Origin of the sequence: Acidiphilium sp. C61 (assembly GCF_905116885.1) — a bacterium.
Taxonomy (GTDB): Bacteria; Pseudomonadota; Alphaproteobacteria; order Acetobacterales; family Acetobacteraceae; genus Acidiphilium.
In genome coordinates this window covers 2,181,739-2,202,259 of sequence record NZ_CAJHNI010000005.1, presented here as the reverse complement: position 1 = coordinate 2,202,259, position 20,521 = coordinate 2,181,739, and the positions used below count along the sequence as shown (strand labels likewise).

Sequence of the window (20,521 nt, the reverse complement as noted above, 5' to 3'; positions counted from 1 at the left end):
CCTGCGACGCGATCGCACATGATGGGGATATCAACGCCGTGAACAAATCCGTTGCTTCCGGGGCCGAAACCCTTCTCCGCGCGCTCAAGGCGCAGGGGGTCGAGGTCATTTTCGGCTATCCGGGCGGTGCCGTGCTGCCGATCTACGACGCGCTCTTCCAGCAGAACGCGATCCGCCACATCCTGGTCCGGCACGAGCAGGCGGCGGTTCACGCGGCGGAAGGCTATGCCCGCTCGACCGGCAAGGTCGGCGTCGTCCTCGTCACCTCCGGCCCCGGCGCCACCAACGCCGTCACCGGCCTGGTCGACGCGCTGATGGACAGCATCCCCGTCGTCTGCCTCACCGGCCAGGTGCCGACCCACCTGATCGGCAACGACGCCTTCCAGGAAGCCGACACCACGGGCATCACCCGCCAGGCCACCAAGCACAACTACCTGGTCAAGCGCTCGGACGACCTGTCCCGCATCGTGCACGAGGCGTTCCACGTCGCGCGGACCGGCCGCCCCGGCCCGGTGCTGATCGACCTGCCAAAGGACATCCTCATCAACCCGGCACCCTATACCGAGGCGCCGGAAGGCCCGCACCGCTCCTACCGCCCGCGCACCGAGCCCGATCCGGCCGGCATCGCCGCGGCGGTGAAGCTGCTCAAGGGCGCGCGCCGGCCGATCATCTACAGCGGCGGCGGGCTGATCAATTCCGGCCCGGACTCGGCCGAACTGATCGTCGCGTTCGCGAAGCTGACCGGCGCCCCCGTCACCTCGACGCTGATGGGCCTCGGCGCCTTCCCGGCCTCGAACCCGGCCTTTCTCGGCATGCTCGGCATGCACGGCACCTACGAGGCCAACCTCGCGATGCATGGCTGCGACGTGATGCTGAACATCGGCGCCCGGTTCGACGACCGCGTGACCGGCCGGCTCAACGCCTTCGCCCCGCACGCGAAGAAAATCCACATCGACATCGACCCCTCGAACATCAACAAGAACGTGGTGGTCGACATCGCCATCGCCGCCGACGCAACCGAGGCGCTGCGCGCCCTCATCGCCGCCTGGAAGCAGGATGACTCCCGGCAGGACAGTGCGGCGCTCGCCGAGTGGTGGCGCATGATCGAAACCTGGCGCGAGAAGGATTCGCTGCGCTTCACCCAGAGCTTCGAGAAAGGTGCGATCATCAAGCCGCAGCACGCCATCCGCCGGCTGTGGGAAAAGACCCAGGGCCGCGAGACCTATGTCACGACCGAGGTGGGCCAGCACCAGATGTGGGCGGCCCAGCATTTCCGCTTCGACAAGCCGAACCGCTGGATGACCTCGGGCGGCCTCGGCACGATGGGCTACGGCCTGCCCGCGGCGATGGGCGTGCAGATCGCCCATCCCGACGCACTCGTGATCGACATCGCCGGCGAAGCCAGCATCCTGATGAACATCCAGGAGATGGGCACGCTCGCGCAATACCGCCTGCCGGTGAAGATCTTCATCCTCAACAACGAATACATGGGCATGGTGCGCCAGTGGCAGGAATTGCTGCATGGCGGCCGCTATTCCGAGAGCTATTCCGCCGCCCTGCCCGATTTCGTGCGCCTCGCCGAGAGCTTCCACGCCGTCGGCCTGCGCGCCGAGAGCATCGACGATCTCGACCGGGTGATCGACGAGATGCTGGCGACCGACCGTCCGGTGATCGCGGACATCCATGTCGACCGCGCGGAGAACTGCTTCCCGATGATCCCCTCGGGGGCGGCGCACAACGAGATGATCCTCGGGCCGGAACACGAGGCGAGCGCCGCCGGCATCACCGATGAGGGGCTCGTGCTCGTCTGAGCCCCGCCATCGCCGCCGAGATCCCGAGACACCGAACCTGAAAGAGCCGACATGAACGCCATCGTCCAGGAACCCATGCGCGCCGCCACGATCTCCGTGCTGGTCGAGAACGAGTCCGGCGTTCTCGCGCGCGTCATCGGCCTGTTTTCCGGCCGCGGCTACAATATCGACAGCCTGACCGTCGCCCCCGTCGAGGATGACCGGCGCAAGAGCCGCATCACCGTCGTCACCTCCGGCACCGAGCTGGTGATCCAGCAGATCAAGGCGCAGCTCGATCGCCTCGTGCCGGTGTACCGCGTGTCCGACCTCTCCGCCGAAGGGCCGCACATCGCCCGCGAACTCGCCCTCATCAAGGTGATCTGCGGCGGCGAGAAGCGGCTGGAGACGCTGCGCCTCGCCGACGCGTTCCGCGCCCGCGTGATCGACGCGACGACCGAGAGCTTCGTCTTCGAACTCACTGGCGCGACCGACAAGCTCGACGCGTTCCTCGAACTGATGCGCCCGCTCGGCCTCGCCGAGGTCTCGCGCACCGGTGTTGCCGCCATCGCCCGCGGCGTCCGCACGATCTAGAGCACTTTCCGATCCTTTCGGATCGGATGTAGTGCTCTATCTTGTTGATAACTAGAGCATCTTTATCCGATCAGATGATTCCATCTGATCGGATGATGCTCTGACTGCGCGAAGCGCCCCCACCAACGACGAACAGGGCCTCATCCGCTCCCGCCGGATGAGACCCGCCCGATCAACGGTATGGGCCGATCGGCAGGGCCAGGCCCTGCCGCAATCGCCCTACTTGCCGCCCAGCGTCTTGAGATAGGCGACCACGTCGGCGCGATCCCCCGCATTCGGCATGCCCATATAGGGCATCTTGGTCCCGGGCACGTCCGCCTGCGGGTTGGCGAGGAACTTCGAGAGCGTGTCCGCATTCCAGACGATGCCGGAATTCTTCAGCGCCGGTGAGAACTGGAACCCCGTGCTCGCCGCCGCCTTGGCGCCATAGATCCCGGCAAGCGACGGGCCGATCCCGTTCTGCCCCGCCTTGGCGCTATGGCAGGCGGCGCACTGGGCCTGAAACAGCGCCTCGCCATGCGCGACATTCGCCGCATGCGCCCCGGCGATGCTCAAGGCACCGGCGGCCAGGGCAAGGATGGAAAAGGATTTCATGTGCAGTCTCTCCTGTCGGGCACCCGCCCCCCTGGGCGGGTGCGTTATGATCGTCAGAAAGCCAGCCACACGCCCGCAAAGAGCGTATCGTTCGCCTGCGCGTTTGTTCCAGCGCCATCATAGTTGCGGGCGCTGCCGTTGAACACCGGATAAATCGTGTTTTCGACGAACACTTTCGCGTTCAGCCACGGCAGCCATTTCGGCCCGCCATTGTTGAACGGATAATAGTCCAGCTCCGTCGTCCAGGCGTTGCTGTTCGGCTTGCCATTTGCGCTGCTCGTATATTCGCCCGCATCGGCATTGCCGTAGATCGTGTTGAACGATTCCGTGATCCCGTATTTCTGGTAGATCAGGTCCGAGAGCGTGATCGTCGCGACATTGAGGCTGTCGGCCCGGTTGCTGGCAGCCCCCGGCGCCCATTCCTGCGATTCGTGAACGAAGTTTGCCTGCACCGAGAGGGCCTGGTTCTGCGTGATGTACTGGAACTGGGAATCGGCGGCGATGTCGAAGAAGCGGTTCGTCGGCCCGCTTGCCACACCGGTCGGATAGGTCCGGTCCATCAGCGCGTAGGTGCCGACCTCGATCGAGGAATTGCCCCATTGATGCTGGACGGCGAGCCGCACATAGGGTGCGACGCCGTCGATCTTCACCCCGCCCCCGGCGCCGAGCGCGTAGCCCAGCCGCTGCGGCAGCGATTTGTAGAGATCGGCCTCGGCATAGATCATGTCCGCCGGCGTCACGTTCAGCGCGCCATAGAGGCCCACACCATAGACCGACTGTCCGAGCGAGGCGATCTGCTGCGCCGCGGCGGGCGCGTTCGCAAGGCCCGACGGGATATAGGGATACCCCCAGCTTGGCGGCGTGTTCCACAGATCGGTGACACCCGGATTGTTGTTGAGCGTCACACCCCAGAACAGCGTATGGCCGAACAGCCGGCCCGGCCGGGCGAGGCGGATATCGGTATTGTCCCAGGTCCATTGCCGGGCCACGCCGTCATAGGTGACCTGCACGAACGCGCCGAGCCCGATCGCCGAATCCAGCGCGCCGCCATAGAACAGGCTGGTCTGCTGCGCCGCCCAGGCGTCGTTCGACTTGAAGCCCGGCTGCAACCCGCCCGGCACCTTGTCGTGCTGCTGGGTCCAGCCGATCTGCGACATCGCCGCGAAATTCTTCCAGGTCGGGAACATGCCGCCGGCGATATAGCCTTCGAGCTTGAAATCCCGCCCATACGGGGTCAGCTGCGGAAAGCCGATATGACAGGCCGAGCAGGGCTCTCCGGTCTGCGCCGCGAAGGCGGGAATGGCATAGGCGGCGTTGGGCGCCGCCAGCGATGCCGCGGCGACCATGCCAGCCGCAGCCGCCAGGCGCCAGGAACCATGATGTGACCGGGTTTTCATGTGCAGTCTCCCGTTGACTTTCATTCAGTGACGATGCCCGAGGTATCAGGGTCAAAACGCGCGGTCGTTGATCGAGATCAATATTGTGACGGCTTGTTTCATGGTGTTGCAGAGCGGCACCATTGCCGTGGTCCCGGCGCGCGCCCTACACCTGCGCCCGTGCGAATCGATCTCCCCGTCCCGCCGCCCGCCGCCGCCGATCCCGAATCGGTGCTGCGCCGCGTCTTCGGCCATGGAGGCTTCCGCGGCAGCCAGCGCGACGTCGTAGAACATGTGATCGCCGGCCACGACGCGCTGGTGCTGATGCCGACCGGCGGCGGCAAGTCGGTCTGCTACCAGCTGCCCTCCCTCTGCCGGCCGGGTGTCGGCATCGTGGTCTCGCCGCTGATCGCGCTGATGCGCAACCAGGTCGAGGCGATCCGCCAGCTCGGCGTCCGCGCGGCCTCGTTCAATTCGACCCAGAGCACAGCGGAACGGATGGAGGTGCGCCGGGCCTTGCGCGCCGGCGAGCTGGACCTGCTCTATGTCGCCCCCGAGCGGCTGGTCACCGAGGAGTTCCTCGCCCTGCTCGAACCGGTGCGGATCGCCCTGTTCGCGATCGACGAAGCCCATTGCGTCAGCCAGTGGGGGCACGATTTCCGGCCGGAATATCTCCAGCTCGCCACCATCGGCGCGCGCTTCCCCGGCGTGCCGCGCATCGCCCTGACCGCGACGGCCGACCCGCAGACCAGGGACGACATCGCCCGCCGCCTCGGCCTCGGCGGCGCGCGCCTGTTCCTCTCCAGCTTCGACCGCCCGAACCTCACCTACGCCATCGCCCCGAAAACCGAGCCCCGGCGCCAGCTGCTCGGCTTCCTGCGCGCCCATCCGGGCGAGAGCGGGATCGTCTACTGTCTCAGCCGCGCCGCGGTGGACGACACCGCCTCCTGGCTCTGCGGCCAGGGCCTGCGCGCCCTGCCCTACCATGCCGGCCTCCCCGCCGAGACGCGCAACCGCAACCAGGACGCCTTCCTCGCCGACGAAGGGCTGATCCTGGTCGCCACCATCGCCTTCGGCATGGGGATCGACAAGCCGGACATCCGCTTCGTCGCGCATCTCGACCTGCCGTCGAGCCTCGAGGCCTATTACCAGGAAACCGGCCGCGCCGGGCGCGACGGCGCGCCGGCCGAAACCCTGATGCTCTACGGCATGCAGGACGTAACACTGCGCCGGCGGATGATCGACCAGGGCGATGCGCCGGACGAGGTCAAGCGCGTCGGCCGCGCCAAGCTCGACGCGCTGCTCGGCGTCTGCGAAACGGCGGGCTGCCGCCGGCGGGCGATCCTCGCCCATTTCGGCGAGGCCTATCCGCGCGATTGCGGCCAGTGCGACAATTGCCGCTTCCCGGTCGAGACCTGGGACGGCACCGAGGCCGCGCGCAAGGCGCTCTCCGCCATGCTGCGCACCGGCCAGCGCTTCGGCGCCGGCCACCTGATCGACATCCTGCGCGGCACCGGAACCGAGCGGATCCAACAGCTCGGCCATGACCGCCTGCCCACCTTCGGCGTCGGCGCCGATCTCGACCGCCGTCAATGGGGCTCGGTGTTCCGCCAGCTGATCGTCGCCGGACTGATCGAGGTCGATCACGACGCGCATGGCGCGCTGTTCGCCACCCCGCGCGCCCGCCCGGTGCTGCGCGGCGAGGAATCGCTGCGCCTGCGCCGCGACCCCGCCGGCACGCGCAAGACAACCCGGCGCGGCCCCGTCCCACCGGACGGCACCACCGACTCCCCCGCCTTCGCCGCCCTGCGCGAATGGCGGCGCGACACCGCGCGGACGCAGCAGGTGCCCGCCTATGTCATTTTCCACGACGCGACACTGGCCGCCCTCGCCGCCGCCCACCCGCGCGACCGCAGCGACCTCGCGACCGTCCCCGGCATCGGCGCGAGCAAGATCGAGCGCTATGGCGACGCCGTGCTCGCCGTGCTCGCCGGCGTGCGCGGCTGAACCCCGCAAGCCGCGCGCGACGGCCACTCTTGCCACGCCACCCGCCCGCGGCTTAGCGTCAGGCCTGATAGAGCATCGCCCCGTCGGACTGAATCGTCTGATGGGACAGGCATGATCTGTTAATCAACAGGATAGGGCACGACCTCCGAACCGAAAGTCTCGGAACGTGCCCTGAAAACCAGAGCCATCGACGGAGACAGTCCATGACGGTCAAGAGCCACCATCCGGAAACCCTCGCCCTGCACGCCGGCTGGCGCGCCGACCCCACGACCGGCTCGGTCGCGGTGCCGATCCACCAGACCACCTCCTACCAGTTCAACAGCACCGAACACGCCGCCAACCTGTTCGCGCTCTCCGAGCTCGGCAACATCTATACCCGCATCATGAACCCGACGACGGATGTGCTCGAGCAGCGCCTCGCCGCCATCGAGGGCGGGGTCGCCGCCCTTGCCGTCGCCTCCGGCCAGGCCGCCTCGGCGAGCGCGATCCGCACGCTGACCCGCGCGGGCGAAAACGTCGTCGCCTCCACCGATCTCTACGGCGGCACCTGGAACCTCTTCGCCAACACGCTGCGCGACCAGGGCATCGAGATCCGCTTCGTCGACCCGACCGACCCCGAGAATTTCCGCCGCGCGACCGATGACAAGACCCGCGCCTACTACGCCGAAACCCTGCCCAACCCGAAGCTCGCGGTCTTCCCCATCGCCGAGGTCGCGGCGATCGGCCGCCCGCTCGGCATCCCGCTGATCATGGACAACACCGCCGCACCGCTGCTCTGCCGTCCCTTCGACCACGGCGCCGCCATCGTGGTCTATTCCGCCACCAAATATATCGGCGGCCACGGCACCTCGATCGGCGGGATGATCATCGATTCCGGCAATTTCGACTGGGCGGCGCAGCCCGACCGCCAGCCGCTGCTGAACGCGCCCGACCCCTCCTATCACGGCGCCGTCTGGGTCGAGGCGGTCAAGCCGCTCGGCCCGGTCGCCTACATCATCCGCGCCCGCACCGTGATCCTGCGCGACGAGGGTGCGGCCCTCTCGCCGTTCAACGCCTTCCAGCTCATCCAGGGTCTGGAGACGCTGCCGCTGCGCATCGCGCGGCATTGCGAGAACGCCGAGAAGGTCGTCGATTTCCTCTCCAGCCATCCGGACGTGGTGCGGGTGATCCACCCCGGCGTCGCCACCGGCGAGGCGCGGCGGCGGGCGGAAACCTACCTCACCGGCGGCAGGGGCGCGCTGGTCGGCTTCGAGCTGACCGGCGGCGCCGCATCGGGGCGGAAATTCATCGAGGCGCTGCGGATGTTCTACCACGTCGCCAATATCGGCGACGCCCGCAGCCTCGCCATCCACCCCGCCAGCACCACCCACTCCCAGCTCTCGGCCGAGGAGCAGGCGGCCACCGGCGTCACGCCCGGCTATGTCCGGCTGTCGATCGGCCTCGAACATATCGAGGACATCATCGCCGACCTCGATCAGGCGCTGGCCGCCGCGCGCTGAACTTCAGTTTCCCGATGTCGCGGGCCGGATCGCCGGTCCGGCCCGCGAGGCTTCACGCCCCCGCCCGCGCCCGCTCGGCCATCTCCCGCGCATTGGCCGACAGCGCGGGATCGGCGAGCAGCGTATCCAGCGCGCCGCGCATCAGCGCCTGCCGCGCCGGATCGAAGCGCTGCCAGCTCGCGAACACATCGATGCAGCGCGCCGCGATCTGCCGGTTCACCCGGTCCACCTCGCCGATCATCCGCGCCACCAGCGCATAACCCCGCCCCGACGCATCGTGGAACCAGCGCTGGTTCCCCGCGCCGAACGCCTGCACCAGGGCGCGGAAGCGATTGGGGTTGCGCAGGTCGAAATCGGCGTGCCGGGTCAGCGCCTCGACGCGGTCCAGCGTGTCCGGCGCCGCCGCCATCGCCTGGATGCGGAACCATTTGTCGCCCACCAGCGCATCGCCGCGCCAGCGCGCGTGAAACGCCGCGAGGGCCGCATCGCGCGCCGGCGTCGCGGTATCGGCAAGCAGCGCCAGCGCGCCGAGCCGCCCGGTCATCGTCGGCGCGGTCTCGAAGCGAAGCTGTGCCGCGTCCAGCCCCGCCGCCGGGTCCGCCGCCATCAGATAGGCCAGCGCGACATTGCCGAGCGCCCGCCGCCCGATGCTCGCCGGATCGAGGCTGAACGGCGCCGACGCATCCTCCGCCCCGCACAGCGCGGCGAAGCGGTCCCGCAACGCCCGGCCGATCGCCGCCCGGCTCGTCTCCAGCGCCTCGTGGATCGCATCCGGGTCGATCACCGCCATCCGGTCCGCCAGCACGTCCCTGCCCGGCAGCGCCAGCATCCGTGCCGCGAGCGCCGGCGACTCCGGCGCGAGGTCGAGGGCCGCCGCCATCGCCGCCACCAGCGCCGGATCGGTCCCGACCGCCTCGCCGCGCTGAACCGCGGCGATCGCGTCGAGCAGCGCCCGCGTCGCATATTCCTGCCCAGCCTCCCAGCGGCTGAACCCGTCGGTATCGTGCGCGGCAAGGAGGGCGAGCCCGGCCGCCCCGTGCCCGGAGAGCTTCACCGGCGCCGAGAAGCCGCGCAACAGCGAGGGCACCGGCGGGGAGGCGACCTCCTCGAACACGAAACACTGCTCGGCCGCGCGCAGCAGCAGCACCCTTGTGCCGCCATGCGCCGCCGCCTCGCCCTCCAGCCGCGCTGCGAGCGCCGCCCCATCCGGCCCGATCAGCCCCATCGCCACCGGGATCAGGAACGGCTCCTTCTGCGCCTGTCCCGGCGTCGGCGCCGTCATCTGCCGCAGCGTGAGCGTATAGCGCCGCGCCGCCGCGTCGTATTTGCCCTCGAACCGCAGCTGCGGCGTGCCCGCCTGCTCGTACCAGCGCATGAACTGGGAAAAATCGAACCCCGATTCCTCCCGCATCGCGGCGACGAAATCCTCGATCGTCGCCGCCGAATTGTCGTTGCGCGCGATATAACGATCAAAGCCGCGGCGGAACGCTTCATGCCCGATGATGGTGCGGATCATCCGCACCACCTCCGCCCCCTTCTCATAGACGGTCGCGGTGTAGAAATTGTCGATCTTGCGATAGGCGGCAGGGCGGACCGGATGCGCCAGAGGCCCGCCATCCTCGGCGAATTGCCGGGCGCGCAGCATCTTGACGTCATCGATCCGCGACAGCGCCGCATCGGTCGTCGCCGCGCCATATTCCTGGTCGCGAAAGACGGTCAGCCCCTCCTTGAGCGAGAGCTGGAACCAGTCCCGGCAGGTCACCCGGTCGCCGGTCCAGTTGTGGAAATATTCATGCGCGATCACCCGGTCGATCCGCTGGTAGTCGGCATCCGTCGCGGTATCCGGCCGGGCGAGGACGAGGGCGGTGTTGAAGATGTTGAGCCCCTTGTTCTCCATCGCCCCCATGTTGAAGTCGGAGACGGCAGCGATATTGAAGATGTCGAGATCGTATTCGAGGCCGAACGCCTCCTCGTCCCAGCGCATCGCCCGCTTCAGGCAGGCCATCGCGTGGTCCACCTTGTCCTCGTCGCCGCGGCGGACATGGATGCCGAGCTGCACCTGCCGCCCCGACCGGGTGACGAACGCGTCATGAACCGAAACCAGGTCGCCCGCGACCAGCGCGAACAGATAGGACGGCTTGGGATGCGGATCCTCCCATTTCGCCCAGTGCCGCCCGTCCGGCAGGCTGCCGCGATCGGCCGGATTGCCGTTGGAGAGCAGCAGCGGGCAGCGCGCCGGATCGGCGATCAGCGTCGCCGTGTAGCGGGCCATCACATCCGGCCGGTCGGGGAAGAAGGTGATGCGGCGGAACCCCTCGGCCTCACACTGGGTAAAGAAATCCCCGCCCGAAACATACAGTCCCGACAGCTCGGAATTGCGCTCCGGCGCGATGATCACCTCGGTATCGAGGGTGAATTCGTCCGGCACGTCGCGAATGACGAGGCCATGCTCGCCGAGCGCGTAGCGGTTCGCACCGAGCGCCTCGCCATCGAGCAGCACCGATCGCAGGTCGAGCCCCTCGCCGTCGAGTTCCAGCGGTGCGTCCGCACCCCCGTGCGCCGCGTTGCGCCGCAGCGTCAGGCGCGCGCGCACCCGCGTCGCCGCCGGATCGAGATCGAAGATGAGATCGACCGTATCGACCAGAAAGGCCGGCGGCCGGTAGTCGTCGAGGCGGCGCGGGGCGGCGGCGGGCAGCGGGACGGGACGTTCGGCCATCTTTGTCTCCTTGCGAATGCCCCTTTATCTGGCCCGCCGGCTGCCGGCGCGCAATTCGCGCCACGGCCCGAAATGCCGCGAACGGGACTCCGCCCTGCCCGCCGGATGGTTGCATAAGCCGCATCACCACCTATGATTTTGTAAATATTACGCGGGATGCGACGCTCCCTCCCGCATCGCAAACGGGATTCATGAACGGCACCGCGGACGATCTCTCCCTCTCGCTGCACCAGAGCATCCACGAAATCCCGGCGCCGGACTGGGATGCGCTGGCCGGCGGCAACCCCTTCGTCAGCCACGCCTTCCTCTCCGCCCTGGAAGACAGCGACTCCGTCGGCGGCGACAGCGGCTGGTATCCCCAGCACGCGGTGCTGCGCGACGGCGCGGGCCGCCTGCTCGGCGCCGCCCCCACCTATGTGAAGGCCCATTCCTACGGCGAATACGTGTTCGATCACGGCTGGGCCAACGCCTTCGAGCGCGCCGGCGGGCGCTACTACCCGAAGCTGCAGGTCGCCGCCCCGTTCAGCCCGGTGCCCGGCCCGCGCCTGCTGATGGCCGAAACCCTGCCGCCCTCGCTGCTCGCCCGCGGCCTCGAGATCGCCGCCGAGCGGCTCGGCTGCTCCTCGATCCACGCCACCTTCTGCACCGAGGCCGAGTGGCACGCGCTCGGCGAGGCCGGCTGGCTGCGGCGCATGGGCGTGCAATATCACTGGCACAATCGCGGCTATGCAGGGTTCGAGGATTTCCTCGCCGCCCTGTCCTCGCGCAAGCGCAAGGCGATCCGCCGCGAACGGCGCGACGCCCAGGCCGGGCTCGACATCCGCGCCCTGCGCGGCAGCGAGATGGGCCGGCGCGAATGGGCGGCCTTCTACAATTTCTACCTCTCCACCGTCGACCGCAAATGGGGCGGCGCCTACCTCACCGAGCGCTTCTTCCCCCTGCTCGGCGAGCGCCTCGGCGATGCGGTGGTGGTGATGATGGCCTTCCGCGCCGGCCGCCCGATCGCCGGCGCGCTCAACCTGCGTGGCCCGGACGCGCTCTACGGCCGCAACTGGGGTGCCGTGGAAGACGTCCCCTTCCTGCATTTCGAACTCTGCTACTACCAGGCGATCGACTACGCGATCGGCGCCGGCCTCGCCCGCGTCGAGGCCGGCGCCCAGGGCCAGCACAAGATCCAGCGCGGCTACCTGCCGAGCCGCACCTTCTCCGCGCACTGGATCGGCCATCCCGGCCTCAGCGATGCCGTCGGCCGCTTCCTCGAGGCCGAGCGCCCGGCGGTGGAGGAGGAAATGGCGATGCTCGGCGAGCAATCCCCCTATCGCAGCGACCTCTCGCCGTGATCGCGGCCTATGCGGCACTGGCCGCGTCGATGGTGATCGTCGGCGGCAATGTCGTGCTGCTCAAGCTGCTGGCCGCGCACCTGCCGACCTTCCCGCTGCTGTTCATGCGCACGGGCTTCGCGACACTCTGCCTTGCCCCGCTGGTCGCCCCCCGCCTGCCGGCGCCGCGCACGCTGGCCATCCTGTTCATGCAGGCGGCATGCGGCACCCTGCTCTATAACGGCATGATGGTCGCCGGGCTGAAACTCACCGGCGCGGTGCAGGCGGGGCTGGTCCTCGCCAGCCTGCCGGCGGTGATCGCGCTCGGCGCGGCGCTGTTCCTGCGCGAACACCTGCGGCCGCTGCAATGGGCGGCGGTGGTGCTGGCGGGCGTCGGCATCGCCGCCCTCGCGCGCGGCGGCGGCGGCTTCAGCCTGCTGGGTGATGGGCTGATCTTCGGTGCGGTCTGCGGCGAGGCCGGATACGCCCTGTTCGCCCGCCGCGCCGCCGGCCTGCTGCCGGTCATGCAGGCCACGTTCTGGATGCAGGCCTGCGGCGCCGCGATGACCGCCCCGCTCGCCATCGCCAGTTTCGGGCAGGTCCACTTCACCTGGACGATCGCCGGATTGCTGCTGGTCAACAGCCTGACATCGAGCGTGCTGGCCGTGATCCTGTGGTATCACGGCATGCGCCGGGTCCAGGCCGGCATCGCCGGCACCTTCACCGCCCTGCTGCCCGCCACCGCGACGCTGATGGGCGTGCTGGTCCTCGCCGAGTCCTTCACGAGGGGCGATGCGATGGGCTTCGCCGCCCTGTTCGTCTCGATGGTCCTGATCCTGCGCCCGCAGCGTCGCCGCCCCGCCCGCGAACCGGCGGACACCTGAGCCCATCATCCTTTCGGATGAATTCATCCGGACCGACGAACATGCTCTGATCAGGGCATTATCGAACGCTACGTCCGATTTCGACAGGTCGGACAGGCTTCCTGCCCCCTCTGGTTAGCGGCAAGGTTGTAAACCCCGATTCTGTCATGGCAGCTTCACGGAACGGTTTCCTCCGATGCAAAACTGCATTAGGGTTTGTTCATAAACTGTCATGGGGGCACGTAAAATGAGTGGAAAATCTGGCGTCAAGCTCAAGCGGGACGCGGGCGTCATCGGCCTGCTCTTCGCGAGTCTGGGCGGCATCATCGGGTCTAGCTGGCTGTTCGGCCCGCTTCACGCCGCCAAGGATGCCGGTCCTGCGGCGATCTTCGCCTGGCTGATCGGCGGCGTCGCGGTGCTGCTGCTGGGCTTCGTCTATGCCGAACTGGCAACCGCCTTCCCGCGCGGCGGAGCGGTGATCGCCTTCCCGAAACTCTCGCACGGCAATCTGATGGCCGTCATCATGAGCTTCGTGGTGTTTCTCGGCTATGTTTCCGTGGCGCCGGCAGAGGCCTCCGCGGTCATCACCTATGGCAACAACTACATCCCCGGCCTGGTCGACAAGGGCGGCGTGCTGACCGGCTTCGGCTTCTTCGCCTCGCTGATCCTGATGCTGGTCTTCGCCGGGATCAACGCGCTGGCGGTTCGCCTCGTGCTGACCATCAACAGCGCGCTGACCTGGTGGAAGCTCGCGGTCCCGGCGCTGACGGTGATCGTGCTGATCATCGCTGGCTTCCATCCCGGCAACTTCTCCGCCCACGGCTTCGCGCCGCACGGCACGGCCGGCGTGTTCTCCGCCGTCGCCACGTCGGGCGTCATCTTCGCCTATCTCGGCTTCCGCCAGGCGGTGGAACTCGCCGGCGAATCGAGCAACCCGCGCCGTAACCTGCCGATCGCCATCGTCGGCTCGGTCGCGATCGCGCTGGTGCTCTATGTCGGCCTGCAGGTCGCCTTCATCGGCGCGCTCCGCCCGTCCGACCTCGCCAAGGGCTGGGATGCGCTGACCTTCGCCGGCGCCTCCGGTCCGTTCGCCGGCCTCGCCACCATCATCGGCGCCACCTGGCTCGCCATCCTGCTCTATATCGACAGCGTGGTCTCGCCCGCCGGCACCGGCATCATCTACTTCACCACCACATCGCGCGTGGTCTACGCCACCGGCCAGGAAGGGCTGATCGGCGGGCAGACCTTCGCGAAACTCTCCAAGGTGGGCGTGCCGATCGGCGGCCTGATCATGACGCTGATCGTCGGCGTCTTCTTCATGTTCCCCTTCCCCTCCTGGCAGAAGATCATCGGCTTCATCTCCTCGGCCTCGGTGCTCTCCTACGGCACCGGCCCGATCGTGCTGCTGACCCTGCGCAAGACCATGCCGGTCGAGCAGTACAAGCGGCCCTACCAGCTGCCCGGCGGCACGCTGGTCTCGACCCTCGCCTTCATCATCTCGAACTTCATCGTGTTCTGGAGCGGTGCTTCGACCGACAACTTCCTGTTCGGCATCATCCTCCTCTTCGCGATCGTCTATATCGGCTACGAGGCGGTGATGGGCGAAGGGCTCGGCAACCTGCACTGGCGCGGCGCGTGGTGGCTGGCGCCGTATTTCTTCGGCCTGTGGCTCATCACCTATCTCGGCCCGAAGAACCTGACCGGCGGCACCGGCACGTTCTCCAACCTCGTCGCGTCGATCATCCTGATCGTCTTCAGCCTGGTCATCATCCAGATCGCGGTGAATGCCGGCTCGCCCGATCCGGAAGAAGCCAAGGCGACGATCCTCGCCGGCGAACCCGAAGTCTTCGGCGCCGACTGACCGCGCAACCCGGCCCCTCCGGGCCGGACCACGCAGCTGGAGCATCATCCGATCGGATAAAGATGCTCCACTTATCTACAAGACAGAGCACGACCAAGGCGGATGGGGCTCCCCCATCCGCCTTTCTTCTTGCCCCGCCGGGGTTTTCATCCGCCCGAAACGGTCCAGATCTTCGCCCATGACCGAACCCGCCCCACAAGCCGCCCCACAAGCCGCCACGGCGCACGACGCCGACCCCGCCCTGCATCCGGCAGACAATTTCATCGCCGCCTCGCTCGCCCGGCTGACCCGCGGCGTGCGCGACCGGCGCAGCGATTTCCACGTGATCGGCCTCGCCACCACCGGGGCGGACGGCGCGCCCCGCCTGCGCAGCGTCGTGCTGCGCGGCCGCGCGGCGCAGACCGGGCAGATCACCTTCCACACCGATGCGCGCTCCGCCAAATTCGCCGAACTCGCCCGCGACGGGCGGGCCGCACTCCTCGCCTATTCCCACGCCGCGAAGCTGCAAATCCGCATCGAAGGCGAGGTGACGCTGCATCACGACGATGTGGAGGCAGACGCCATCTGGCGCGCCCTGCCCGAAGGCGCGCGGCAGATCTACCGCACGCAACTGCCGCCCGGCACCGAAGCGGCGCCCGACCGGCTCGATCTGACCCTGTCGATGGAAGAGGCCGCCCGGCATTTCGCCGTCTGCCACCTCAGCCCCGCGCTGTATGATGTCCTGTGGCTGCGGCCAGAAGGCCATCGCCGCGCCATCGGCACGCCGGATGGCGCGGGCAAGCTGGCGGCGCGCTGGGTCGCCGCCTGAACTCCGGCCGCCTGGACCCTGGCCTCAGGCCGCCGGCGGCGCGGTCCGCGCGAGGGCCGGCTCCCGCGCGAAGGCGGCAAACCACTCGGCCAGCACCGGACAGGATTTCCGCCAGTCATACCCGGCGTGGCGGAAATCGAGATAGCCCAGCGCGCAGCCCACCGCGATCGAGCCGATATCCAGCATCTTGCCCGGCGGGTCCTGTTCGAGCACCGCGAGCGTCCGCTCGATCGCCTGCATCTGCCGCTCCATGAACGCCGCCCGCGCCGCTTCCTTCGGCTTCAGGCTCTCCATCCGGATGCCCACGGCGGCGTCGAGAATGCCATCGCCCATCGCCTGATAGCGCAACGCGGTCCAGCGGGCCGCCCCGCTACCCGGAAACAGCGGCAGCGCGTCGCCGATCTGGTCGAGATATTCACAGATCACCCGGCTATCGAACAGCCCCACCCCCTCGTCGGTCACCAGGCACGGCACTTTCGACAGCGGGTTGTTCGCGGTCAGCGCCGCCGGGCTCTCATGCGGATTGGTCGGGATCAGCTCGATAAGCTGGTCGATCTCGCGGGCGATCGCGCAGGCCATCACCTTGCGGACATACGGGCTGGCAACGGAGTGAAACAGCTTCATGTGTCGGACTTCCTTCTGCTGGCGGCGCCGGTCGCATCCCGGGCCGCCGATACGATTACGCGAGGCGGCGGCGCGGGCCGCGATCCATCCCCTTCAGTCGCCGCGCACGACGTTCCAGCCGGTCTTCGCGACCTGCAGGAACACGTCGTGCATCCGGTGGGCGCGCTGGTCGGCCGCATTGCCGGCGAGTGCGCGGGCATACACGCCCTCGACGATCGCCGCCGAGCGGAACAGCGAGAAGCCGAGGAAGAACCGCCAGTTCTCGATCCGCTCCCGCCCGGTCCGCCGGCAATACAGCTCCAGCGCATCCGCCTCGCTCATCAGCCCGAGCGCGGCGAGATCGACCCCCTGATACCCCGCCATCGCCGGGCCGGAACCGGGCGGCAGGTGATACGACATGCAGCAATAGGCGAGATCCGCGAGCGGATGGCCGATGGTCGAAAGCTCCCAGTCCAGCACCGCGAGAATGCGCGGCTCGCTCGGGTGGATCATCATGTTGCCGAGGCGGAAATCGCCATGCACGATGGAACTCTCGTCGCGCTCGGGAATATTGCCCCGCAGCCAGGCGATGAGGTTCGCCATCGGCGCGAAATCCTCGGTCTTCGAGGCCTCGTACTGCTTGGTCCAGCGCTCGATCTGGCGGGCGACGTAATGGTCCGGCCGGCCGAATCCGGCAAGCCCCACCGCCTCGTAATCCACCTTGTGCAGCGCTGCGATCGTCTCGATGATTTGCCGGTGGATCGCGCCGCGCTCCTCCGGCGCCAGGCCGGGCATCATCACGTCGTGGAACACCCGCCCCGCGACATGGCCCATCACGTAGAACTCGGTGCCGATCACCGCGGGATCGGTGCAGTAATGCAGCATCGGCACCACCGGCACCGCGGTCCCCTCCAGCGCGCTCTGGATGCGATATTCGCGGTCGATCTGGTGCGCCGAGGGCAGCAGCGTTCCCGGCGGCTTCTTCCGCAGCACGTAATTCCGCCCCGGCGTCTCGATCAGGTAGGTCGGGTTGGACTGCCCGCCCTGGAACTGGCGGATCGTCGCCGGCGGGGCGAATCCGTCGACATGGGCGGCCAGATAGGCGAACAGGGCCGCCTCGTCGATCCTGTGCTGCGGCAGCATCTCGACAAGACGCGGCTGGTGTTCCGTGCTCATCCGGTTCCCTCCTGTGAAGCGGGCGGGAAAATCGGCGGCGGGCGGCGCCCTGTCAAGCGGCAGTATCCCGGCCGTATCCGATCTGCCCCTTGGGGGACTTGCATAACCCGCGCGCACCTCGCACAGTTGGGTCAAATCGATCGTCCAGCAGAATCAGACCACGAGGAAAATGCCACCATGGAGTTCCGTTATTCCGCCAAGACCGAGGCTCTGCGCCAGCGCGTTGCCGACTTCATGGCCGAGCACATCTACCCCAACGAACAGGCGCTGTTCCACACCGCCCACACCCAGGCCGACCAGTGGAAGCCGCTGGAACTGCTGCAGCAGATCAAGCAGAAGGCCAAGGCGGCGGGGCTGTGGAACCTGTTCCTCCCCGAATCCGAGCACGGCGCCGGGCTGACCAACGTCGAATACGCGCCGCTCGCCGAAATCATGGGCCGCTCGCCCTTCGGCCCGGAAGCCTTCAACTGCTCCGCCCCCGATACCGGCAACATGGAAGTGCTGACCCGCTACGGCACACCCGATCAGCGAGAGACCTGGCTGAAGCCGCTGCTCGCCGGCGAGATCCGCTCCGCCTTCGCGATGACCGAGCCGCGCGTCGCCTCGTCGGATGCGAAGAACATCGAAACCTCGATCCGCCGCGAGGGCGACGAATACGTCATCGACGGCCATAAATGGTGGACCTCCGGCGCGCCCGACCCGCGCTGCCGCATCCTGATCGTGATGGGCCAGTCCGATCCGGAAAACCCCGACCCCTACAAGCGCCAGTCGATGATCCTGGTGCCCTTCCCGCATCCGGGTGTCACGATGAAGCGCGCCCTGCCGGTGTTCGGCGATGTCGATGCGCCGCACGGCCATGCCGAGATGATCTTCGACAAGGTGCGGGTGCCCGCCACCAACATGCTGCTCGGCGAGGGCCGCGGCTTCGAGATCGCGCAAGGCCGCCTCGGGCCGGGACGCATCCATCACTGCATGCGCTCGATCGGTGCCGCCGAGCGCGCGCTGGAGCGCATGGTCCGCCGCCTCGAAAGCCGCAACGCCTTCGGCAAGCCGGTCATCGAGCAGAGCGTCTGGCGCGAGCGCATCGCCGAAAGCCGCATCATGATCGACCAGGCCCGCCTGCTCACCCTCAAGGCCGCGCAGATGATGGACACGGTGGGCAACAAGGAAGCCCGCGCCGAGATCGCGATGATCAAGGTCGTCGCCCCCAACGTCGCCTGCAAGGTGATCGACTGGGCGATCCAGGCCTTCGGCGGCGGCGGCGTCGCCGACACCTGGCTCTCCTCGGCCTATGCGCACCAGCGCACGCTGCGCCTCGCCGACGGACCGGACGAAGTGCATCGCGACCAGCTCGCCCGGCTCGAACACCGCCGCTACCGCAACACCGACCCCGCGCGCACCGGCGGCTACCCGAACGTGCTGATCGCGGACGGGCTGTCGGAACCGGGCCAGGCCTGATGCGCGCGATCCGCTGCGAGGCGTGGGGCGGGCCGGAGACGCTTCTCCTGCGCGACCTGCCCGATCCCGTCCCGCAGGCGGGCGAGGTGCTGATCCGGGTGCACGCCGCCGGGGTGAATTTCCCCGACGTGCTGATCATCCAGAAGAAGTACCAGGTGCAGCCCGAACTGCCCTTCACCCCCGGCGCCGAAATCGCCGGGGAGATCGAGGCGGTCGGCGAGGGCGTCACCGGCTACAAGCCGGGCGACCGTGTCCTCGCCCTCTGCTCGACCGGCGGATTTGCGGAAAAGATCGCGCTCGACGCGCATCGCTGCGTGCCCGTGCCTGACAATGTCTCCTTCGAGGTCGCCGCCGGGCTGCTGCTCGCCTTCGGCACCTCGCACCACGCCGTGGTCGATCGCGGCGAGATCAAGCCGGGCGAGACGATCCTCGTGCTCGGTGCCGCCGGCGGCGTCGGCCTCGCCGCGGTGGACATCGCCAAGGCCAAGGGTGCGAGGGTGATCGCCGCCGCCTCGTCCGAGGCAAAGCTCGAACTCTGCCGCGCCCACGGCGCCGACGCCACGATCAACTACGCCAGCGAAGACCTCCGCGCCGCGATCCGCGAACATACCGGCGGCAAGGGGCCGGACGTCATCTTCGACCCCGTCGGCGGCAGCCTCGCCGAGCCCGCCTTCCGCTCGATCGCCTGGCGCGGCCGCTATCTGGTGATCGGCTTCGCCGAGGGCACGATCCCGTCCCTGCCGCTCAACCTGCCGCTGCTCAAGGGCGCGTCGCTGGTCGGCGTGTTCTGGGGCGAGTTCGCTCGCCGCGAACCCGGGAACCAGATCCGGATGATGGAAGACCTGTTCGCCATGCTGGCGCGCGGCGAGATCCGCCCGCTGGTGTCGAAAACCTACACGCTGGAGGAGACGGCCGACGCCCTGCGCGACATGGCGGCGCGCCGCGTCACCGGAAAGATCGTGATCCTGCCATGAAAGAGTTCAACAACCGGGTTGCCGTCATCACCGGCGCGGGCAGCGGCTTCGGCCGCGAATTCGCCCGCATCGCCGCCTCCCGCTTCATGCGCCTCGCGCTGGCCGACATCCAGGCCGACGCGCTGGAGGCCACCGCCGCCGAACTGCGCGCCGCCGGCGCCGAGGTGCTCACCGAACGCCTCGATGTCAGCGACGCTGAAGCGATGGAGCGTTTCGCCGATACCGTCTTCGCGCGCTACGGCAACGCCCACCTGCTGTTCAACAATGCCGGCGTCGGCGGCGGCGGGCTGCTCTGGGAGCACTCGGTGCGCGACTGGCAATGGGTGCTCGGCGTCAATCTCTGGGGCGTGATCCACGGCGTGCGCTGCTTCGTCCCCCGCATGATCGCGAATGGCGAGGAAGGCCACATCGTCAACACCGCCTCGGTCGCCGGGCTGGTCTCCGCCCAGACGATGGGCGTCTACAACGTCTCCAAGCACGGCGTCGTCGCATTGTCGGAAACCCTGTTCCAGGACCTGCGGATCGCCGGCGCCAAACTCGGCGTCACCGTGCTCTGCCCCGCCTTCGTCGATACCGGCATCAAGGACGCGTCGCGCAACCGCCCGGCCGAACTCGCCAACGACGCCCCGCCGACCGCGAGCCAGCAACTCGCCCATGAACAGACCCGCAAGGCCGTGACCTCGGGCCGCCTCGGCGCCGCCGATGTCGCCGCCCGCACCTTCGACTGCATCGAGGAGAACCGCTTCTACTGCCTGACCCACCCGAAAATCCTCGGCACGGTCGAATTGCGGATGCAGGACATCCTCGAGCAGCGCAACCCGAGCGATCCCTTCTCCCTGAAGCGCGACGTCGCCTTCAAGGCCCCGCCGGCCTGAAGTTTCGGATA

16 protein-coding genes are annotated in these 20,521 nt (G+C 68.3%); 11 read left to right on the top strand and 5 right to left on the bottom strand.

The window, feature by feature from the left end; genetic code table 11:
• Positions 1–29: 29 nt before the first annotated feature.
• Complete coding sequence (locus tag HUW10_RS13160) at positions 30–1,811, top strand: acetolactate synthase 3 large subunit (RefSeq protein WP_174504877.1); 1,782 nt, start codon at positions 30–32, stop codon at positions 1,809–1,811.
• Between the two features lie 51 nt (positions 1,812–1,862).
• The gene (gene ilvN / locus HUW10_RS13155) at positions 1,863–2,381 is read left to right on the top strand and encodes an acetolactate synthase small subunit (protein WP_174503923.1); all 519 of its coding nucleotides are present in this window, start codon (positions 1,863–1,865) and stop codon (positions 2,379–2,381) included.
• Positions 2,382–2,600: 219 nt separating this feature from the next.
• On the opposite strand, the gene HUW10_RS13150 is transcribed toward ilvN, so the two are convergent.
• A complete protein-coding gene (locus HUW10_RS13150; protein WP_174503922.1) occupies positions 2,601–2,975 on the bottom strand; it encodes a c-type cytochrome in 375 nt (124 codons plus the stop codon).
• A 53-nt stretch (positions 2,976–3,028) separates the two neighbouring features.
• Positions 3,029–4,372 carry a hypothetical protein gene (locus HUW10_RS13145; RefSeq protein WP_174503921.1) on the bottom strand — a complete coding sequence of 448 codons (1,344 nt, stop codon included), beginning with the start codon at positions 4,370–4,372 and terminating at the stop codon, positions 3,029–3,031.
• 159 nt (positions 4,373–4,531) lie between these two features.
• Between HUW10_RS13145 and recQ the strand changes: the two genes are divergently transcribed.
• Positions 4,532–6,358, top strand: coding sequence for a DNA helicase RecQ (gene recQ, locus HUW10_RS13140; protein ID WP_236656382.1), 1,827 nt, complete (start codon positions 4,532–4,534; stop codon positions 6,356–6,358).
• Positions 6,359–6,561: 203 nt separating this feature from the next.
• Positions 6,562–7,857 carry an O-acetylhomoserine aminocarboxypropyltransferase/cysteine synthase family protein gene (locus tag HUW10_RS13135; RefSeq protein ID WP_174503919.1) on the top strand — a complete coding sequence of 432 codons (1,296 nt, stop codon included), beginning with the start codon at positions 6,562–6,564 and terminating at the stop codon, positions 7,855–7,857.
• A 52-nt stretch (positions 7,858–7,909) separates the two neighbouring features.
• On the opposite strand, the gene pepN is transcribed toward HUW10_RS13135, so the two are convergent.
• Positions 7,910–10,573: an aminopeptidase N gene (pepN, locus tag HUW10_RS13130; protein ID WP_174503918.1), complete on the bottom strand. Its 2,664-nt coding sequence runs from the start codon at positions 10,571–10,573 to the stop codon at positions 7,910–7,912.
• 191 nt (positions 10,574–10,764) lie between these two features.
• Here pepN and HUW10_RS13125 point away from each other — a divergent pair, with 191 nt between their 5' ends.
• The 4 genes from HUW10_RS13125 to HUW10_RS13110 all read left to right on the top strand — a co-directional run bounded on the left by HUW10_RS13125 (position 10,765) and on the right by HUW10_RS13110 (position 15,424).
• On the top strand, positions 10,765–11,913 hold the full coding sequence (locus HUW10_RS13125) for a GNAT family N-acetyltransferase (protein ID WP_174503917.1): 1,149 nt from the start codon (positions 10,765–10,767) through the stop codon (positions 11,911–11,913).
• Positions 11,910–12,776: a DMT family transporter gene (locus tag HUW10_RS13120; RefSeq protein WP_174503916.1), complete on the top strand. Its 867-nt coding sequence runs from the start codon at positions 11,910–11,912 to the stop codon at positions 12,774–12,776. Before HUW10_RS13125 ends, HUW10_RS13120 begins: the two co-directional genes overlap by 4 nt.
• A 226-nt stretch (positions 12,777–13,002) precedes the next feature.
• Positions 13,003–14,616: an APC family permease gene (locus tag HUW10_RS13115; protein WP_174503915.1), complete on the top strand. Its 1,614-nt coding sequence runs from the start codon at positions 13,003–13,005 to the stop codon at positions 14,614–14,616.
• A 178-nt stretch (positions 14,617–14,794) separates the two neighbouring features.
• The gene (locus tag HUW10_RS13110; protein WP_174503914.1) at positions 14,795–15,424 is read left to right on the top strand and encodes a pyridoxamine 5'-phosphate oxidase family protein; all 630 of its coding nucleotides are present in this window, start codon (positions 14,795–14,797) and stop codon (positions 15,422–15,424) included.
• 24 nt (positions 15,425–15,448) lie between these two features.
• On the opposite strand, the gene HUW10_RS13105 is transcribed toward HUW10_RS13110, so the two are convergent.
• Positions 15,449–16,048: a glutathione S-transferase N-terminal domain-containing protein gene (locus HUW10_RS13105; RefSeq protein ID WP_174503913.1), complete on the bottom strand. Its 600-nt coding sequence runs from the start codon at positions 16,046–16,048 to the stop codon at positions 15,449–15,451.
• 93 nt (positions 16,049–16,141) lie between these two features.
• Positions 16,142–17,203 (bottom strand): phosphotransferase, encoded by a 1,062-nt coding sequence (locus tag HUW10_RS13100; RefSeq protein ID WP_174503912.1) that lies wholly within the window; start codon positions 17,201–17,203, stop codon positions 16,142–16,144.
• A 177-nt stretch (positions 17,204–17,380) separates the two neighbouring features.
• On the opposite strand from HUW10_RS13100, the gene HUW10_RS13095 reads away from it, so the two are divergent.
• The 3 genes from HUW10_RS13095 to HUW10_RS13085 are packed head-to-tail and all read left to right on the top strand — an operon-like array spanning position 17,381 to position 20,510.
• A complete protein-coding gene (locus HUW10_RS13095; protein WP_174503911.1) occupies positions 17,381–18,661 on the top strand; it encodes an acyl-CoA dehydrogenase family protein in 1,281 nt (426 codons plus the stop codon).
• On the top strand, positions 18,661–19,635 hold the full coding sequence (locus HUW10_RS13090; RefSeq protein WP_174503910.1) for an NADPH:quinone oxidoreductase family protein: 975 nt from the start codon (positions 18,661–18,663) through the stop codon (positions 19,633–19,635). Before HUW10_RS13095 ends, HUW10_RS13090 begins: the two co-directional genes overlap by 1 nt.
• A complete protein-coding gene (locus HUW10_RS13085; RefSeq protein WP_174503909.1) occupies positions 19,632–20,510 on the top strand; it encodes an SDR family oxidoreductase in 879 nt (292 codons plus the stop codon). Before HUW10_RS13090 ends, HUW10_RS13085 begins: the two co-directional genes overlap by 4 nt.
• Positions 20,511–20,521 lie beyond the last annotated feature (11 nt).

What these genes read in the sequence shown, in the direction of transcription:
- HUW10_RS13100 (WP_174503912.1), bottom strand. Translation starts at nt 17,203, where the DNA reads ATGAGCACGGAACACCAGCCGCGTCTTGTCGAGATGCTGCCGCAGCAC.
- pepN (WP_174503918.1), bottom strand. Translation starts at nt 10,573, where the DNA reads ATGGCCGAACGTCCCGTCCCGCTGCCCGCCGCCGCCCCGCGCCGCCTC.
- HUW10_RS13150 (WP_174503922.1), bottom strand. Translation starts at nt 2,975, where the DNA reads ATGAAATCCTTTTCCATCCTTGCCCTGGCCGCCGGTGCCTTGAGCATC.
- HUW10_RS13135 (WP_174503919.1), top strand. Translation starts at nt 6,562, where the DNA reads ATGACGGTCAAGAGCCACCATCCGGAAACCCTCGCCCTGCACGCCGGC.
- HUW10_RS13105 (WP_174503913.1), bottom strand. Translation starts at nt 16,048, where the DNA reads ATGAAGCTGTTTCACTCCGTTGCCAGCCCGTATGTCCGCAAGGTGATG.
- HUW10_RS13090 (WP_174503910.1), top strand. Translation starts at nt 18,661, where the DNA reads ATGCGCGCGATCCGCTGCGAGGCGTGGGGCGGGCCGGAGACGCTTCTC.
- ilvN (WP_174503923.1), top strand. Translation starts at nt 1,863, where the DNA reads ATGAACGCCATCGTCCAGGAACCCATGCGCGCCGCCACGATCTCCGTG.
- HUW10_RS13115 (WP_174503915.1), top strand. Translation starts at nt 13,003, where the DNA reads ATGAGTGGAAAATCTGGCGTCAAGCTCAAGCGGGACGCGGGCGTCATC.
- HUW10_RS13095 (WP_174503911.1), top strand. Translation starts at nt 17,381, where the DNA reads ATGGAGTTCCGTTATTCCGCCAAGACCGAGGCTCTGCGCCAGCGCGTT.
- HUW10_RS13085 (WP_174503909.1), top strand. Translation starts at nt 19,632, where the DNA reads ATGAAAGAGTTCAACAACCGGGTTGCCGTCATCACCGGCGCGGGCAGC.
- HUW10_RS13125 (WP_174503917.1), top strand. Translation starts at nt 10,765, where the DNA reads ATGAACGGCACCGCGGACGATCTCTCCCTCTCGCTGCACCAGAGCATC.
- HUW10_RS13110 (WP_174503914.1), top strand. Translation starts at nt 14,795, where the DNA reads ATGACCGAACCCGCCCCACAAGCCGCCCCACAAGCCGCCACGGCGCAC.
- HUW10_RS13145 (WP_174503921.1), bottom strand. Translation starts at nt 4,372, where the DNA reads ATGAAAACCCGGTCACATCATGGTTCCTGGCGCCTGGCGGCTGCGGCT.